Annotated in this window: 17 protein-coding genes; 7 read left to right on the forward strand and 10 right to left on the reverse strand. The window is 56.6% G+C overall.

Annotation, left to right across the window (positions count from 1 at the left end; all coding sequences use genetic code 11):
- Positions 1 to 351 precede the first annotated feature (351 nt).
- Entirely contained in the window at positions 352 to 3,618 is a 3,267-nt protein-coding gene (locus IV89_RS16595; protein ID WP_037942075.1) for an ATP-binding protein, read from the forward strand.
- Between the two features lie 11 nt (positions 3,619 to 3,629).
- Here IV89_RS16595 and IV89_RS16600 read toward each other — a convergent pair whose 3' ends face one another.
- Together IV89_RS16600 and motA are read right to left on the reverse strand one after the other, a co-directional pair.
- A complete protein-coding gene (locus IV89_RS16600) occupies positions 3,630 to 4,058 on the reverse strand; it encodes a flagellar motor protein (protein WP_037942072.1) in 429 nt (142 codons plus the stop codon).
- A gap of 3 nt (positions 4,059 to 4,061) precedes the next feature.
- Entirely contained in the window at positions 4,062 to 4,931 is an 870-nt protein-coding gene (gene motA / locus IV89_RS16605) for a flagellar motor stator protein MotA (RefSeq protein WP_037942071.1), read from the reverse strand.
- 159 nt (positions 4,932 to 5,090) lie between these two features.
- Here motA and IV89_RS16610 point away from each other — a divergent pair, with 159 nt between their 5' ends.
- On the forward strand, positions 5,091 to 5,642 hold the full coding sequence (locus IV89_RS16610) for a hypothetical protein (protein ID WP_037942069.1): 552 nt from the start codon (positions 5,091 to 5,093) through the stop codon (positions 5,640 to 5,642).
- Here the strand turns inward: IV89_RS16610 and IV89_RS16615 are convergent, their stop codons facing one another.
- The 3 genes from IV89_RS16615 to IV89_RS16625 form a co-directional block, all read right to left on the reverse strand.
- Positions 5,643 to 6,827 (reverse strand): flagellar motor protein MotB, encoded by a 1,185-nt coding sequence (locus IV89_RS16615; protein WP_037942066.1) that lies wholly within the window; start codon positions 6,825 to 6,827, stop codon positions 5,643 to 5,645. It lies immediately after the preceding gene.
- Between the two features lie 138 nt (positions 6,828 to 6,965).
- On the reverse strand, positions 6,966 to 7,541 hold the full coding sequence (locus IV89_RS16620) for a MucR family transcriptional regulator (RefSeq protein ID WP_235183704.1): 576 nt from the start codon (positions 7,539 to 7,541) through the stop codon (positions 6,966 to 6,968).
- 81 nt (positions 7,542 to 7,622) lie between these two features.
- Entirely contained in the window at positions 7,623 to 7,865 is a 243-nt protein-coding gene (locus tag IV89_RS16625) for a hypothetical protein (RefSeq protein ID WP_005849065.1), read from the reverse strand.
- Positions 7,866 to 8,162: 297 nt separating this feature from the next.
- Between IV89_RS16625 and IV89_RS16630 the strand changes: the two genes are divergently transcribed.
- The 5 genes from IV89_RS16630 (at position 8,163) to IV89_RS16650 (ending at position 11,476) form a co-directional block, all read left to right on the forward strand.
- A complete protein-coding gene (locus IV89_RS16630; RefSeq protein WP_051843835.1) occupies positions 8,163 to 8,843 on the forward strand; it encodes a winged helix-turn-helix domain-containing protein in 681 nt (226 codons plus the stop codon).
- A gap of 353 nt (positions 8,844 to 9,196) precedes the next feature.
- Complete coding sequence (locus tag IV89_RS16635) at positions 9,197 to 9,652, forward strand: hypothetical protein (protein ID WP_037942062.1); 456 nt, start codon at positions 9,197 to 9,199, stop codon at positions 9,650 to 9,652.
- 163 nt (positions 9,653 to 9,815) lie between these two features.
- Positions 9,816 to 10,217 carry a flagellar biosynthesis regulator FlaF gene (flaF, locus tag IV89_RS16640; protein WP_005849061.1) on the forward strand — a complete coding sequence of 134 codons (402 nt, stop codon included), beginning with the start codon at positions 9,816 to 9,818 and terminating at the stop codon, positions 10,215 to 10,217.
- Positions 10,218 to 10,222: 5 nt separating this feature from the next.
- Positions 10,223 to 10,642, forward strand: a complete 420-nt coding sequence (locus tag IV89_RS16645) for a flagellar biosynthesis repressor FlbT (RefSeq protein WP_005849060.1) — start codon at positions 10,223 to 10,225, stop codon at positions 10,640 to 10,642.
- 9 nt (positions 10,643 to 10,651) lie between these two features.
- Positions 10,652 to 11,476 (forward strand): DUF1217 domain-containing protein, encoded by an 825-nt coding sequence (locus IV89_RS16650; RefSeq protein ID WP_037942060.1) that lies wholly within the window; start codon positions 10,652 to 10,654, stop codon positions 11,474 to 11,476.
- Here the strand turns inward: IV89_RS16650 and IV89_RS16655 are convergent, their stop codons facing one another.
- The 5 genes from IV89_RS16655 to fliF all read right to left on the reverse strand — a co-directional run bounded on the left by IV89_RS16655 (position 11,477) and on the right by fliF (position 16,099).
- Positions 11,477 to 12,508 (reverse strand): flagellar motor switch protein FliG, encoded by a 1,032-nt coding sequence (locus tag IV89_RS16655; RefSeq protein ID WP_009824334.1) that lies wholly within the window; start codon positions 12,506 to 12,508, stop codon positions 11,477 to 11,479.
- A gap of 90 nt (positions 12,509 to 12,598) precedes the next feature.
- A complete protein-coding gene (gene fliP, locus IV89_RS16660) occupies positions 12,599 to 13,423 on the reverse strand; it encodes a flagellar type III secretion system pore protein FliP (protein ID WP_037942057.1) in 825 nt (274 codons plus the stop codon).
- Complete coding sequence (gene fliN, locus IV89_RS16665) at positions 13,423 to 13,767, reverse strand: flagellar motor switch protein FliN (protein ID WP_009824335.1); 345 nt, start codon at positions 13,765 to 13,767, stop codon at positions 13,423 to 13,425. The genes fliP and fliN overlap by 1 nt, the downstream gene beginning before the upstream one ends.
- The gene (locus IV89_RS16670) at positions 13,767 to 14,408 is read right to left on the reverse strand and encodes a flagellar assembly protein FliH (protein WP_037942056.1); all 642 of its coding nucleotides are present in this window, start codon (positions 14,406 to 14,408) and stop codon (positions 13,767 to 13,769) included. The genes fliN and IV89_RS16670 overlap by 1 nt, the downstream gene beginning before the upstream one ends.
- Complete coding sequence (gene fliF / locus IV89_RS16675) at positions 14,405 to 16,099, reverse strand: flagellar basal-body MS-ring/collar protein FliF (RefSeq protein WP_037942053.1); 1,695 nt, start codon at positions 16,097 to 16,099, stop codon at positions 14,405 to 14,407. The genes IV89_RS16670 and fliF overlap by 4 nt, the downstream gene beginning before the upstream one ends.
- Positions 16,100 to 16,173 lie beyond the last annotated feature (74 nt).

The following is a 16,173-nucleotide window of genomic DNA, read 5'->3' on the forward strand; positions in this document are numbered from 1 at the left end:
TTGTGGCTATGGCGCTATCCCAAAGGATAGGTATCTGCTGCTGCAGTGGCACTATTCACCCTGCCCTGCAGGCAGAAACGGAGTTTACCATTGCCAAAAAAGCCCGCCCCGCCTAGCCTTTTCGCAACTGCAAAAAGCGCCCGATCAACGAGGCGCAGCAAAAAACGCAGTTAGAGCAGTAGTGAAAGGACAGCACCAGACGACATCCAAGTTGCCATGCTCCGCAGCATATGCCGCGGGGGCGCAATGGAATCGATCGCTTTGGAGCTTTTACAAGTGGTTTGACGTTGTGATGTTTGATAGCAGGAGGCGGGCTTTGACTATGCTTTCCGGCGTCCGCAAAGCGACGAGATGAACCAGAAAGAGAATATGGCGGGCGCTAAAATCGTGAAACAGGCATGGGGCAAGCTGCGTCGAACGCTTTTGGGTGCAGCTATCGCCCTGATCGGTGCACTGCAACCGGCGGCTGGTCAGCAGGTCGACACGATGGATGCGCCCCGTGACATCACCATCGGTATTCTCGCGTCCGAAGGGATCACCCGCGCGCTGGACAGCTGGTTGCCGATGGCCGCCGCGCTGAACACCGCCGCACAGGGCGCAGAACTGAACTACCGTTTCAAGATCGCGCCTTACACCGACGCCACAATGATCAATAAAATCTCGCAAGGCGCGCTGGATTTCTTCCTTGTCGATCCCGCGGCCTTTGTCGTGGCCGAGGTCGAAAGCAACGCCCGCCCGCTGCTCTCTGTCGCCCAGATGTGGGACGGACAGGTTTATGATAAAACCAGCGTCGTCGTCTTTACCACCGCTGACAGCGATATTCGCGCCATCCCGGATATCGCGGGTCGCAGCATCATGGGGGTGTCGGCCGATGAAATGACCGGTTGGAAGCTCGCGCTGCAAGAGTTTCGCAAGTACCGGCTGGATATCGACGATATCGCGTCCCGCGCGCTGTTCTCGGGCGGGAACCAACGCGAGGTCGTCTATGCCGTGCAAGCCGGTCTGGTGGATGTGGGCGTCGTGCGCGCCGGTGTGCTCGAAGCACTGGCCCGCGACGGCGTGATCGATATGAACGATTTCCGCCCCGTGTCCCCTGTCGATCATCCAGGCTATCCGTTCTGGGCCAGTACCATGTTGTATCCCGATTGGGTGCTGGGGACGATCCCCGGCGTGCCGCAGGCGGCGTTAACCATTCTTGTCGACACCCTGTTGGGCCAGGATACCGGCAGCCCCGAGGCGATTGCCGCCGGTGGCACCGTCTGGCTGCCCCCGCAAAATTATCAATCGGTGCACGAGCTGCTGATCTCTTTGCGTGCGCGCCCCTACGAGAATTACCTGCAGCGCTCCGCCTTGCGCATTGCGTCAACCTACAAGTGGCTGGTGTTGGGCACGCTGCTGCTGATCGTGTTTTCGCTGTTGTTCCTGATTTTCCAGCTGCGCGAAAACGCGCGACAGGCCCACGCCCGCAAGGATGTGCTGAAGTCGGAAGTTCGGTCCAAGCAATTTTATCGCAACGCGGTAGAGGCCCATACCGTGTTCTGCATGCTGAACCAGAACGGCGCGATCACCCATGTGAACGACCAGTTTGTCCAGGCCAGCGGCCGGTCCCGCGAGGCGCTGATCAGCACGCCGTTGGTTGATGTCATGGATGCGGGCAATCGCGGTGTGCTGACGGGCGATGTCTTGCCCGCCATGATGTCGGGCACCCCGTGGAAAGGCACCATCGTTCTGCATAAAACCGACGGCAAGGCGGTCTGGCTGCAATGTAGCTTTATTCCGATCACCGACGGCGAAAAACAGCTGCGCGAGATCGCGATTGTCGCCTCGGATATGACCAAGACCCGCGAAGGCGTGTCAGAGGCGCGGTTCAACAACACGTTGGAACTGTTGCAGGATCATGTTGTTGTCTTCCAGCCGCAAACCTATGCGGTGATGTATGCCAATGCATCGGTCGCACGACACCTGATGCGACATGATGAAAGCGACGACTGGCGCGGCAAGAGCCTGTCCGACCTGATTGGCAAACGGGATTATGACAGTCTGCGCGAACGCTGCGCCGGCCTTATCAAAGGGCCAGAGCGGCGCGTCACTTGGGAGGTCGAGGCGAAATCAGGCATCACCTACGACATCAGCCTTGAATATGTCTGCCCCGCCCAGGACGAACCCCGGTTCATCGCGATTTACCGCGATGTGTCGCAGCGCAAGGTGGCCGAAAAAGCAAAGACCGAATTCCTGTCCACCGTCAGCCACGAATTGCGTACGCCGCTGACCTCTATCAAAGGGGCCTTGGGGCTGGTGCTATCAGGTGCCACGGGGCAGTTGCCTGACAAGATGAAGGGGCTGATCACCATCGCCGCCTCAAGCTGTGACCGGCTGATCCTGCTGATCAACAGTATTCTGGATATGGAGAAAATCGAAACCGGCACGCTTGATTTCCGGATGAAGGCGCTGAACCTGTCCGAGACGCTGAATACGGCGCTGGTGCCGAACCAGCTTTATGCCGAACGCGCAGGCGTATCACTGCGCCGTGTCGATACCCCCGATGACGATGTAATGCTGACCTATGGCGACTCTAAACGCTTGGTGCAGGTGCTGGATAACCTCTTGTCCAACGCGGTGAAGTTTTCGGAACACGGCGGGGAGATCCTGATCGCCCTGCACGCGGTCGGGGATCAGCTGCGCATTTCGATCCGCGACTTCGGCACCGGCATTCAGGCTGCCGCGCAGGCGTCGGTGTTTGAAAAATTCACCCAAGGCGACAGTTCTGACAGCCGGTCCAAGGGGGGCACGGGGCTGGGGCTGACCATCGCCAAAGTCATCATCGATCACCATCAGGGACAGATCACGTTCTTCAGCCGCGAAGACGTGGGGACAGAAATTATCATCTCCCTCCCCCGCCTCGCGCAAGAGGACGCGCCAGCACCCGACACGCCGGTGCAAGTCGCCCCGCCAACGGCCTTTTCTGCCGCATTGGAACAGCAGGCCCGCAAGACGCCGTCTGTCATCAAAAAGACCGCCGCGGAACATCTGGTGCAACAGATCACACGCGCGGGATACGGACCGGAGTTCGAGCTTGGCAAAGCCGACGTCGGGCGTCTGGCCGCAGGTGTCGAAATCGTCGGCGCGCCGTTGCTAAATAAATGGATCACCCAGAACGAACGCGACACGCTATCGCAGTTGATCGGCGCGGGCGCGATTGCGGATGCGGCGGTCTGTGTGATCGAAGCCGCCTCGGACACGGATCACAGCGCGGCGGCCAGCGCATCCACCGCTGTGGCTCAGTTGCGGGCATGGTTCGCCACCTGTGCCGAACCCATCGGCAATCCCGCGCAACCGCTGACCATCGCGGCAGTCGATCACCCGGATGTGGCAAGCTGGCTTGAAACCGAAAGCATCGTGACCTTTGACGATACCGTAGATCTCGCAAAATCAGTCGCGACGTCGCAGGCGGATGTCGTGCTGACCTTTGCCATCAACGACGGGTCGGCCAGCGTCATGGCGGTGCCAACCTCGCAAGGTTTGATGCCCTCGGGCTGGCCGGTCTGCGTGCTGGTCATCCGGAATGTAGAGAACAAGAATTCGCTGGGTGTGGTGTCAAAATTCAGCAGCGGGCGCTAAGGCAAAAAGCGTCACCGGCGCTGCAATACAAACAGCGCGCGCGACGCGTCGTCTAGTGCGGCCTGTTCTGCCCTGTCGGCATCGGCTTTCGCCTCGGTTTGCACTTTCGACAGCACCGTTTGCGTGGTCTTAAGCGCGCGGAACTGCGCGAAAAGCGCATCCTCTAGCGTGTCGATCTGCCCTGACAGCGCATCCCCCTCCGCCGCCAAGCCACGTTGTTGCCGGTCAACCGAGGATAGGTAGGCGGGCAAATAGGCCTGTGTTTCCAAGGTGCTGCCCGTCTGTTCAGCAATCGCCCGCTGGGTCAGCGCCGCACTTTGTTCCGTCAGCGATGTCTGCTGTGCCCGCAGGCCCGCAAGCTGTGCCCCGATGGCATCCAGCTCGTGTTGCCGGATGGTGTTGATCAGCTTGAGCGCAGCGATCTGACGGCGTCCGGCCATGGGTTATGCGGCCTCTGGCATCTGTTTGCGGGCCTCTTCCATATCGTAAAAGCTGGGCTGCAGGCTGGTGGGAATGTTGCCGCGCCCGATCTCGGTGCAGATCGCGGGAGAATGGCCATGCAGGATCGCGATAAAGATGTCGCGGATCACGGCGTAATAAATGCCGTCCTGCTCTTCGATGGCTTGCAGACGGTTGGCGACCGGAGAGACGAAAAGATAGGCAAGGAAAACCCCAAGGAATGTCCCGACCAACGCGCCGCCGATCATCGCCCCCAGAACCGCAGGCGGCTTGTCGATCGACGACATCGTCTTGATCACGCCTAAAACCGCCGCAACAATCCCGATGGCGGGTAGCGCGTCGGAGACGGTGGTCAGCCCGTGGGGGGCTACCAACGCTTCATGGTGGTGCTTCTTGAGCTTGCGGTTAATGACATCTTCCGCCTGATACGGGTCATCGAACTGCATCGCCAGCATACGGAAACTATCGGTGATCAGATCAATGGCAAAGTGGTCTTTCTGCAACTTGGGATACTGCGAAAAGATCGAACTTTCTTGCGGGTTTTCAATATGTTCATCTAGTGCCAGCATGCCATTTTGCTGGTACTTGCGGGCCAGCGTATACATGAGGTTCAGCAGGTCCACATAGTCGCCCGAATTCCACTTGGGGCCCTTGAATGCCTTGACCAGTGCGCGCCCTGCCCCCGCGATATTGGCAAAGGAATTCGCCGCAATAAACGAGCCAAGCGCGGCACCGCCGATCATCATACCTTCGAACGGTAGCGCGTGGGTGATGATGCCCATGTCGCCGCCAGAGAGCATATACCCCCCAAAGACCATGCCCATCACGACCACGAAGCCCAGAATAATCGTCATTTGTTTTCCACTTGCAAGTTTCCAAGCACTTTAGGCATTTTCATTGAAATCTCAAGAACAGTTCATTGTGTTCCAAGTTTAAAAATTTGTCGCTCAAGACCAATTGCTATCTTTCCATGGTGTGACTAAGGTAAACCTCAGAATAAGCTGGAGAGTGCCGTGATCTCGGATGTTGAAACCACAATGATTGTCCTGATTGATGCGGACGATGTGAAATTCGCATTCTCGGGCTGGCCGGATCACATTTGCCTCGCGGCGTGCCTGTCCAGCTTTGGGACCTGCAGCATGATCGTGTTTCGCCGCGATGAACGCCACTTGATGCCGGATCGTTTGGTCAAGCTGCTGAAGCTGCGCCGCGAAAACACCTGCTTTGTCCCCGAGGTCGACGGCTTCAAGACCAAGCAATTCCTATATTCCGACGAACGCCGCTTGATGGCGCTGGTCGCATCGGACCCGGTGGTGCTGGAAGAAGCGGTCGATTACGCCGTGAACTACAACTACGCGCTGGAAGAAGGGCTGGACCCTGCCAAGATGCTCGGCCTTGATATTCCCACAGCCGACCCCGTGGTCGCTTCACCGCGCGGCACGATGGTAAATGAAGAAGCAAACCCCATGCTGCCAGAGTTTCTGCGCCGCTCGGTCGAACGATCCCGCCGGCCGATCTTTGCCAGCCGACGGGTCCCCACCTTGGGCGAGTTGATCAGAGCCTGATCACCGCAGCGCGTTGCGCAGGTTCAAGAATACATCATCCTTCAAAGGTGCCGCCACAGGCTCGACATTCTGTGCGACCCGTTGCACCTCGCCACTGTTTTGTGGCGCTACGGGCGCAGGGATCGACGCCTTATACAGCTTCTCGCCGGTCTCGGCTGGCGGTGTCGCCGCATCAATCTGCGTCGGGGCTACGTCATCGCCGGCATAATCCTCGACCTTCTGATATTGAACCGACACCGTGATCCGACGGTTAGACGCGTCGGTCGGGTTTTCGGGCACCAGCGGCGCGGTATCGGCAAGGCCCGACACGCGGATGATACGATCACGTGCGACGCCCGAGGCTTCGAAAACACGGCGCGTGGCGTTGGCACGGTCCGAGGACAGATCCCAGTTGTCGTATTTCTGGCTATTGGCAAAGCGGACAGCATCGGTGTGCCCTGACAGCGTGATTTTATTCGGCAGGCGCGCCAAAGACTTACCCAAATTCGCGAGCAGCTGATCTGTGGCACCCTGCATTTCGGCACGGCCACTATAGAACATCGGCTGCCCTTCCTGATCGATGATCTGGATCTGCAAGCCTTCGGGGGTTTGCTGGAAAATCAGGTTCTTCTTCAGCGGATCAAGGTCGGGATTCTCCTGCATCGCCTGCAAGATATCCTGCTCTAGCTTTTTGAACTTTTCATTGTCCAATGCGTGCACATTATCAATGGTCGCATCGCCAGCCGACTTTGACCCATCGGATGCGGTTTGCGACGCGCTGGCAACATTGGCCGCGGCAGGGTTTTCATGGGCACCGTCTTCGGAGCCGATCTGCGTCTCATCTGGTACCGATGTCGCGGTTTCGTCGCGGATTTCCCACTTGGCCGAGGCAGGATCGTCGATTTTCCCAAGCTCGCTGCCACGGGCCACAATCGCCCCATTCGAAGCGGTCAATGTACCGGGTGGCCCCAGGGTAGCACCGTCCAATACACCACTGCCGCCGGGCAGGGTCGCATTGGTAAAGTATTCGGCAATCCCGCGCAGCTTTTGCTCGTCCGCGCTCGAGAGAATCCACATCAGCAGAAAGAACGCCATCATCGCAGTCATGAAATCAGCATAGGCGACCTTCCAGCCGCCACCGTGATGTCCACCGCCTTCGATAACTTCTACTTTTTTAAATACGCGCGGCTGTGTCGTCGCTGCCATATGTCCTGCCTCTATTCTCGCGACCACGGGGGTCGGTTCGGCAGAGGTGCTTCTGCACCGACTGCCTCAGAGACATGTATCGAGGGGGATTAGGTGCTCCGCAGGACAAAACGGTGGCAAAGGAAAGGCATTTGAACTTTACAGCTGCGACCCAAGATTTGCCTGCACCGCCTCGTCGCGGGCATAGCGACCAAGGCCGGCTTTCTTTGCATAATCCGCTTTGCGCAAAGAATAGTTCGGGGCGACGAGGGGATGATCATCATCAAGATTGAACTTTATCCGGTATTCGCTCTCGCTCAGCCCGTGCTCTGCGCGCAGGTGACGCTTGAGCATGGTAAAGGATCGGCCGCAGCACAGGCAGGTGACGGAATCATCGGTAAAAGACTCGGCAACCGGAACCGCGGGAATGGCGGTTTCAGTCGTAAACTGCACTGCTACCTTGCTGATTTCAGCTTTGGCGGCTGAGGGCTGGAGCCCGGCGAGCGCGGCGGGAAGCGCCTGCGACAACGCCAGAATGTCTTGCACGGTTGCGGATTCACGGCCAGCGAATGCGGTAATCACGCGAATTGCGGCCTCGGAAACGGGGGGATCTGTAAACTCTGTCACTTTCGTATGCGCCTTTACTACGTCGGTGCGGGATGAAGCCTCGTGAACAAATCTTGGAAACTCTACTAGAATACCAAGATTGTCCGCCAACCTCACAAAAATTGTCAATGTCTCTTAAGTATAGGTTGGCCCGCCGCAAGGAATGGCGAAAGGACAACAACTTATGAACTCAAGATAAACTGCGGTGGATTAATTCAACCGGTGGCGGTCGGGATGCAAGCTCGGCAGGTCAGATGTGGCAAAACCTTGCCGTTTCTGACCACTCTCTGCGACTGCGGACAGAACACCCGACTTGGCCACAACTTCTGCCGCGTGAAGGATCACCGCGCGCATGTTTTCATCCTGCACCGCCTCGTCGCGCAAATGGACCAGCCGTTTGGCCGCCGCGAGCGCACGCCGCTTTGGCGCAACAATTTCAAGTATGTCTGCCATTTTCTAGCGCCTATTCTTGAGGTTCTCTCAGACGCGTTCTGCAGTCTGCAAGGATATACATAGCGTGGAAGGTTAAAGAATAGTGAACGTATGGCTTTTTCATGACAAGCAGGCCCAATTATTGCCGCATAACTCTGACTTTGATTTCGCCCACGGGTTCGTGCAACAAAGGGGTAACCCAGTTCATCGCTCCCTTTCCTAGTATATGGCCGTTATCATCGTGTCCTTTCCGCGTCTCGCCGCAATGCTATCCGTTACCGAACATCCATCGGTCAACCCATTGGGGCAGCGCGATAAATGACCAAGATCCTACTCGTCTCGACGGCACCTTCGGTGCGCAACGCCCTGAACTATTTATTTACGGTTATCCTAAAATTTGACTTTGAATGTATAGACTTTGACGCCTGCGAAGATTGGCTACACAACAATGAAAACGTTAATGCCATTTTCGTCGATATGACCGAAGCGAACAGCAACCCGGCACCGCTGATCAACAAACTCACCACCCACGCGCAGCCCGGAGTCGTGCTCGCGATACAAGAGTTGAAGGGGGTATGGGGTGCCGATGCGTTTGAAGCGGGTGCGATCGATGTCCTCACATGGCCCTGCAATCTGCGCGAGCTGTCTTTGCGACTGAACCGACGGCTACCAACCCCTACGCCGTCAGTTGAACAACCTCACGATGTGAGCTGGGATGTCGAAGCGTATATCGCTCTGCGCGCCGGATTAACGACGGCGGAAGCTCAGATCATGCGGGTATTATTCGCGCAGGACGGGCAAATCGTGACCCGCGATGCGCTTAGTCTCGCCGTGGAATCTCGGCCGTGGCGATATGGTGATCGGAAATTTGATGTCCACGTCGCGAAAATCCGTAAGAAATTTGCGGACACATTTGATGAACGTATTTCCGTCGAAACGGTACGGTCCAGTGGCTACATGCTGCGCACGGGCGGGCTGAATGCATTCGATCCGACGTAAGGGGTGTCTGTGCTTGCACGGTGAGAGAATCGCGCCTTTCCGCACTCACACTTACCGCACATTCTCAACATATTTATTGTAAATTCGCATATGGGCGAACATGCAGCCATATTTTGCCCCGCCCACCAATACTTGTGCTGTGGATAACATTTCGCCCCATATTTGGTTCCCAAAAATATGGGTGATCGGGGGAATTTTGCCGAAATCACCGCAAGCGTCAGCGCAAAACCGCTGCGCTGATCGTTGTTGGAATTCAAGAACAGCTTGCGAAGTTTAACAAATCCGGAATTCAAAAAACCGTGTCGGGAAGATACCTTGGGGTTGCACACGCGACACTTGGGGAAGTTTTAACTATGCGTTCTGATTTGATGGGGCACATCTGGGGCGGTCGGCTGGAATTTTGCGCCGATCCTTGCAACACGCCCTTGGGCCGCATCCTGTCGTCACTGCTGGCGTCGCCGATCACCCGTTTCACCGTCGCCGTAGAGGACGCTGATCTTACGCCCTTCGCGATCTACGCCGGAGAAGAGATCATTTCCGGCGCTTCCCTGGCCGATGTTCTAGATCAGGAGTTTGGCCTTGATCTGGAAGATGACGCCATCGTTTTGATCGAACCCTGCGCCCAACCAACCCTGACGCCTACGTGCCCCGTTCAACTTGGCCACCACATCGGCCATATCATCGTTTCCCTCGCCCAGTCCGAGCGTGACGGCACCGCCCCTGACGGCTTGCTTTCCTCTGATAATATCGCCCATAGCTTTCACCGCGAAATGCTGCGCACGGTTACTCCGGGCCAGCACATTCATTAACACTGCGGCCCCCCGAAAACCCCGCCACAGTGTGACATGCAAAGCATGATTTAAAAACAAGTGCTTAAAATTATCCTTGCTTTCAAGAAATTAAGGATTTTTTAATTCTCCCTTAACTCTGCCACCCTATAGTTGAACCGAGGCAGAATAAAAAGGCAGTGAAATGAGTGTAACCGCGTATAAGCGGACCATCTCGCACACCGAAGATCCGCGCCAGATTGAGCGTCGGATTTTGGCGAGCGTGACATCCAAACTTGAAAACAAATTCGAAGCATTTGACGGTGCTGCGGAAAAATCTCAAAAGCTTCAGATGCTTGCAGATGGCCTGCGCGATACCCTGTGGGAGAACCAGCGCGTTTGGCTCACATTCAAGGCCGATTTGGCCGAGAAGGATAACGGGCTGACGGCCGATTTGCGCGCTGCGCTGATCTCGCTTGCTCTTTGGGTGGAAAACCACACCAAAGCGGTCCTGTCAGGGTCTAAAAATGTGAAGCCTTTGATTGATATTAACCGCAGTATTATCGACGGTCTGAGCGGACGGGCTGCAAAAGTCGCGGCGGAGTAAGCTTTATGGCGCTGCGATTAACCCTGAAACCGAACGAGCGGATCCTGATTAACGGCTGTGTCGTGCGCAACGCCGATCGCCGTCAGATGATTGTGATCGAGAATCAGGCTGACATCGTGCGTGAAGCCGATCTGTTAAAAGAGGATGAAGAGCGCACCCCTGTAAAAGAGGTCTATTTCTTCATCCAGACCGCCTTGCTTGAGCCATCGACCCGTAAAAAATTGGTGTCGATCATCCAAAAGAAACTAGGCGCGCTTGCGCCGGTTTTCCACGACGAGATGGCCAGCCACATCTTTGAAGCCGCGGCTCACGTGTCTTCTGCTGACTTCTACAAAGCGATGCGCACATTGCGCCCCCTGATCGAATATGAAGAAAAATTGTTCAAAATGATCCGAGAAAAGAACACAGCCACGGCAGCGGAATAGGGTAAACCTATGATCAGCATTTCAGGTTTAGGCAGTTCCACCGCGCTCAAGCTGATTGACGCAACGCGGGACAAACAACTTGATCTTATGCGTGATTCCGCCGCCAACAAACGCGCGGAAGAAGCGTTTCGCGACAGAATCGGCGACATCTCCAGCCCGGAAGAGCTGATCGCGGATTTTGAAGTCTACAGTTTTGTAATGCGGGCCTTTGACCTGGAAGACCAGATTTTCGGCAAAGGGCTGATCCGTAAAATGCTGGAATCCGATCCGGTCGAACCTTCATCCCTGCTGAACCGACTGACCGACAGCCGCTTCCGCGAAATGCATCTGGCCCTTGGCTTCACGACAGAGGCAGGTCCGCAGACCCCTGATTTGACGGACCCTGATTTCCTGAATGATGTGACGACACGCTTCTATAATCGGCAGTACATTAACGAAAATGACGCCCAGAACGAGACCGTGGGCACGGTATTAGAATTTCGTGACAAGTTTAGCGGCATTGATAACTGGTTCGAGGTGCTGGCCAGCGAGAAGTTGACTAACTTTTTCCAGGTCGCCTTGTCATTACCCGAACAGATGTCTGCCCTTGATCTCGACAAACAAAAGGCGCTTCTCGCTGATAAATTCGACCTCGAAAAACTGGCGGATCCGGCGGAACGTGAGAAGCTGATCGCGCGCTACGTCGCCATTTCAGATGCCGTTAACCCACAGGGATTTCAGGCAAATTCAATAGCACTTGACCTGCTGCAATCCTACAATCTGGGCGGCCAGTTCGTGCCGATCACAATCGATGTGACGGCTGTCACATTCTCTGCATCGCGCCTGTATCGCTGATCAGCTCGGCATATCCGACATCATATCGTCGTCGTTTTCGGGCAAGGATACCTCCCCTTCCGACATCAAACGCAATGCGGCTTCGACCAACTGAGCCTGCGCGCCTTTAACATCTTTGGACCGGACAGGGCCCATAGAAGACATTTCATCCTGCAGCATTCCGCGTGATCGCGAAGGCAGGGACGCCAGGAAATGTTCACGCACTTCTTTCTTGGCACCACGTAGCGCCATCGGCAGGGTATTCCCGCTCACTTCGCGCATGATTTTACCCAACATCATTTCGTTGAATTTAACCAAATCGTCGAAAACAAACATTTTTTGCTTGATGGACAAGAGCTTATCGGGCTGGCGCTCTTCCAGGTTGCGGGTGAGATTAACCAACATATCTTCATCGAGTTTGTTGAAAATCGACACCAACTGGCTCTCGATCCGGGCTTCAGCGCTGTTTCCGGCCTTGGCCAACACATCTTCACGCAGTGTATTCTCAATATTCTGAATCGTATCGATCGGCAGCTTGTCCATGCCCATGATGCGCTCTATCAGATCAGCGGCGCGTTCGGCCCCCAAAAGCGGCAATACTTTCGCTGCGACGTCAGGCCGGATTCGTGTCAGGATGACCGCGATCGTCTGGTTGTGTTCCTTCTGAAGAAAGGCGACCAACTCCTTCTCGTCCAGATCCGACAGGTCTTTCCAAACGTTATCGATCTTTTTGCCGTCAATTTCCTGCAAAATTTCAGCAACACGATCTTCGGGGAGGAATTCTTTCAGCAATCCGCGCGCAGCATCAATCGAGCCAACCACACTACCGCTGTGATTCACTTTTTCATCAAATTCCGCGATGATTTCTTCGACGATACCGGCGTCGACTTCGCCCATCGTCGAGATAGCGGTAGTGATCTGGCGGATCTCATCAACATCAAGCTGCTGCATGATCGCGCCGCCCCTCTCCTCACCCAAACACAGAAAAAGGATCGCCGATTTCTGCGCGCCGGACATGTGGCGATGTTTGCGAAGAGGTACAAACTGGTTCATGAGATCGTCGATTCCCGCAGGCTGGATATTATCGCACAAGGATAGCCGAAACTATTCTTGTTTGACATGGCTATTTATGACCGCGGCGGTTTATCCGGACACGTAGGATTGAATCAGCGATCCAGCCAGCATGTACCACCCATCGATCAGTACGAAAAAGATGACCTTGAAGGGCAGCGAAACCAACACGGGCGGCAGCATCATCATGCCTGCGCTCATCAAAACCGATGCCACGATCAGGTCGATCGCGATGAATGGAAGGTAAATCAGGAAGCCGATGGTAAACGCGCGACGCAGCTCCGAAATCATGAACGATGGCACCAGCACCCGCCAGCTTGGCAGCGCAGCAGGCCCATCCGAGGGCGGCGAGGCTTCATCCGCAATATCGGTGAAAAGCTGAAGGTCCTTGTCGCGCGTATTCACCAACATGAAGTTGTAAAACGGCTCGGATATATTGCGCACGGCCTGCTCTTCGATGATGGCGTTTTCCATCAAGGGGACCAGCCCGCCCTCCCACGCATCCTCGAACACCGGCTGCATTACAAAGAAGGTCATGAACAGCGCCATAGCGTTCAACACGATGTTCGGTGGCGTTTGGTTCAGCCCAAGCGCAAGCCGTAACATCGAGAAAACAATGACAAATCTGGTGAAGCTCGTGACCATCACCAAAAGCCCCGGTGCCACGCTCAGGACCGTAATGATCGCGAACAGCTGGATCAGACGGCCCGACAGGCTGGCCCCCTCGTCCGTGCCCGGCGTTACGTCACCGAAAGCCGAAGAGAGGTCCCGCACCATGCTGCCAAGGTCTGCCTCTTGCGCCCATCCAGTCGATGCGGACGCGACGATACCGGCCAAAACCAAGGCCAGACCACACATCACGCGCGGTGCAAACAGGGGCAGCAAACGGGGGGACATCAGATCTCTGAGACGAAGTCTTTGACGATCTCACGCAGCGCAACTCCAAGGGAATCCCCCTGCACGCGCACCAGATCACCGCGCGCGACCATGCGATCGTTAATCATGATGTCGACGGGTTCACCCACGCGGCGGTCAAGCTCGATCACCGACCCTTTGGTCAGGTTCAGCAGCTCCGAGATCGGCATACGGCTGCGCCCCAGAACGACACGGACGTCCAGTTTGACCCCAAAGATCGCATCAAGGCTTTTGCCATCCAGACCCGCCGGTGCTTTGGTTTCTGCATCCTGAGGGGTGCTATCGGTCAGGTCTGCTTGGGTTTTATCCTGGTCATTATGTAGCATTATTCAGCAATCCTTGTGGTTGCGGTCAGTTCAACGGCGGCGGTTTGCAAGGCGCTGCGCACGGCCGTGGTTGCCTCTTCGAGATCGTATTCCAGCTTCCCGCCCTGCCAGACGACCCGCGCCGCACCACGGGGCAGATCGCTATCCGCGACAATCTTGATCGACGCGGCGTCTGTTGATGCAGGTAGCCAAACCGGCGGCTCGGCCTGCAGCCGTGCGGCGACTTCGGGGCAGGCGGTGATGGACAGAACCGGTGTACTGCGGCTTAGGGCGACGCTTTCACGGATGCGACCAATGGCCAGATCGACGCCGTAGTTTTGCAGCAACTCTGGTACAAGCCGGTCGCCGATGCCGAGGAAGAGTTCCACGATATCAGTCTCTGTTGCACGGCATTGTCTCGTATCTTGCGCGATCAGCGCGTCAAGCTGCGCACGGATTTCAGCGCTCTCCACCTCTAGTCGTGCATCCTCTTGCGCGTCAAACTCCGCCTTTGCATCTTGCTGCCCGACGGCGCGCCCGGCATCAAAGCCCTGCTTGCGCGCTTCGGCGAGACGCAGGTTCAGCTCTTCCTCGTCGATTGTAGTGACGGGCGCCGCGGGCGCATTGTCGCTGTCAAAATTTCGGGCGAAAAGATCGATCATGCGCCTGCCTCGGCAGGAAGCCACGACCGGATCACGCGCAGAACCTCTTGGGGTTTCTCATCTGCAAGCTGTTGGATCGTCTCGATCTTTTTCTTATGGAGATTCCCGCGGATGCCTTCTTTGCGCACGTATTCAGCCACTTCCGCAGTTTCGATATCGTCATCCGTGACAGTCAGCGGGTCGTCATCCTCGGCAATATCCGCGACGGCTGGCGTGGTGCCGGGCAGCTTGGGGCGCTGGCCTTCCGCTGTCAGTGCGGCGGGTTCGGCGGCCTTTTCTGCGGTCAGGGCGGGATCTTCGTAACTGTTGAGCTGATCGCCTTCGCTGAACTTGCGCAGCATGGGCCGCACGCCAAAGACGAGGATCAGGCCGACAACCAGCAGGGCCAGAACACCGCGCACAATAGACACAACATTCTCGGTCAGCTCATCCCCGATAGATTTGTCGATCGGATCGCCAAGATCCATCGAATAATCCATGAACCGCATACTATCGACAGAGACACTATCCCCGCGTGTAGTGTCGAATCCGACGGCGGTTTTGACCAGTTCGCCTAGCCGCGCGAGCTCTTCCGGCGTGCGTTCAGCGTAGATCACATCGGACCCGTCAACGTTGTAGATCCCATTCACCAGAACCGCGACCGACATGCGCCGCACGTCGCCGGCTTCGCGCACGATCTCGCGGCGCGTGTTGCCGATCTCATATTGCACGATCTCGTCAGCCTCGGACCGACGGGTCGATGTCCCTGCCCCGTTGCCATCGGCCAAAGCCGCAGGGATGTTGTTTTCCACACCAACGTTGCCAGCCTCTTTCGTGCCGGTCTGGTCTTCGGACTTCGTCTCGGTTGACCGCACGACCTGCTGGTCGGGGTCGTATGTCTGCTCGACAATGACTTCGCGCTGCGTGGTCAATTCGACGTTCACATGGACGCGCGCATTCCCCGCGCCGACCCGCGCTGTCAGGATGTTCTGGATCTCTTGCGACAGGCGGTCTTCAATGCCTGCTTTGGCGGATTGGACGCCGCCTTGGCTGCTGCCGTCCGGCCCTTCCGCCAGGATCGTCTCGCCACTGGCCGACAGAACGGTGACGCGCGAAATATCCAGGTCAGCAACGGCAGAGGCGACCAGATTGCTGACCGCCACGGCCTGCTTGCGGGTCACCGCACGGCCGGATTCGGGGCGCAGGATGATAGAGGCACGCGGCGCTGGCGCATCGCGGGAGAAAGGCTCGCGGTCGGGCAACACCAGATGAACCCGCGCAGACGAGATCCCGTCAAGCGTCTGGATGGAGCGGGCGAGCTCCCCCTCCATCGCGCGCATCTTATTGATCTTCTGCAGGAAGGAGTTCATCGCCAGCCCGCTGCTTTCGTCGAACAGCTCCCATCCCGGATCCCCATCGATGGGCATGCCGGTCTCTGCCAAAACCATACGCGCCCGCACCGCGTCCCCGCGGGGAACCGAGATGCTGGTGCCGTCTTCAGAGACCATGGCATTGAAGCCCGCGTTTGCCAGCGTCGCCTCGATCGAATTGGCGGAGGTGATCGACAGATTCGAATAGAGCGGCGCGTAGTCCGGACGGGTCACGGCACCAATGCCGAGAATCATCAACAGCACCACACCAATGCCCGCCCCACCAAGCATCATGAGCTTGTTTTTACCGAGCGACTTGAGATTGTCGATTAATCCTTGCATGGGGCCCCTCAGCATCGATTTGTTGTGAATATATTGATCAATTCATGCCTCAAGGCAAGTATTAAACAATTTTT

The organism is Sulfitobacter sp. CB2047 (assembly GCF_000735125.2).
Lineage (GTDB): Bacteria > Pseudomonadota > Alphaproteobacteria > Rhodobacterales > Rhodobacteraceae > Sulfitobacter > Sulfitobacter pontiacus.

What these genes read in the sequence shown, in the direction of transcription:
- IV89_RS16630 (WP_051843835.1), top strand. Translation starts at nt 8,163, where the DNA reads ATGACCAAGATCCTACTCGTCTCGACGGCACCTTCGGTGCGCAACGCC.
- IV89_RS16670 (WP_037942056.1), bottom strand. Translation starts at nt 14,408, where the DNA reads ATGATCGATCTTTTCGCCCGAAATTTTGACAGCGACAATGCGCCCGCG.
- fliN (WP_009824335.1), bottom strand. Translation starts at nt 13,767, where the DNA reads ATGCTACATAATGACCAGGATAAAACCCAAGCAGACCTGACCGATAGC.
- flaF (WP_005849061.1), top strand. Translation starts at nt 9,816, where the DNA reads ATGAGTGTAACCGCGTATAAGCGGACCATCTCGCACACCGAAGATCCG.
- IV89_RS16600 (WP_037942072.1), bottom strand. Translation starts at nt 4,058, where the DNA reads ATGGCCGGACGCCGTCAGATCGCTGCGCTCAAGCTGATCAACACCATC.
- fliP (WP_037942057.1), bottom strand. Translation starts at nt 13,423, where the DNA reads ATGTCCCCCCGTTTGCTGCCCCTGTTTGCACCGCGCGTGATGTGTGGT.
- IV89_RS16645 (WP_005849060.1), top strand. Translation starts at nt 10,223, where the DNA reads ATGGCGCTGCGATTAACCCTGAAACCGAACGAGCGGATCCTGATTAAC.
- IV89_RS16635 (WP_037942062.1), top strand. Translation starts at nt 9,197, where the DNA reads ATGCGTTCTGATTTGATGGGGCACATCTGGGGCGGTCGGCTGGAATTT.
- IV89_RS16655 (WP_009824334.1), bottom strand. Translation starts at nt 12,508, where the DNA reads ATGAACCAGTTTGTACCTCTTCGCAAACATCGCCACATGTCCGGCGCG.
- IV89_RS16625 (WP_005849065.1), bottom strand. Translation starts at nt 7,865, where the DNA reads ATGGCAGACATACTTGAAATTGTTGCGCCAAAGCGGCGTGCGCTCGCG.
- motA (WP_037942071.1), bottom strand. Translation starts at nt 4,931, where the DNA reads ATGACGATTATTCTGGGCTTCGTGGTCGTGATGGGCATGGTCTTTGGG.
- IV89_RS16615 (WP_037942066.1), bottom strand. Translation starts at nt 6,827, where the DNA reads ATGGCAGCGACGACACAGCCGCGCGTATTTAAAAAAGTAGAAGTTATC.
- IV89_RS16595 (WP_037942075.1), top strand. Translation starts at nt 352, where the DNA reads ATGAACCAGAAAGAGAATATGGCGGGCGCTAAAATCGTGAAACAGGCA.
- IV89_RS16650 (WP_037942060.1), top strand. Translation starts at nt 10,652, where the DNA reads ATGATCAGCATTTCAGGTTTAGGCAGTTCCACCGCGCTCAAGCTGATT.
- fliF (WP_037942053.1), bottom strand. Translation starts at nt 16,099, where the DNA reads ATGCAAGGATTAATCGACAATCTCAAGTCGCTCGGTAAAAACAAGCTC.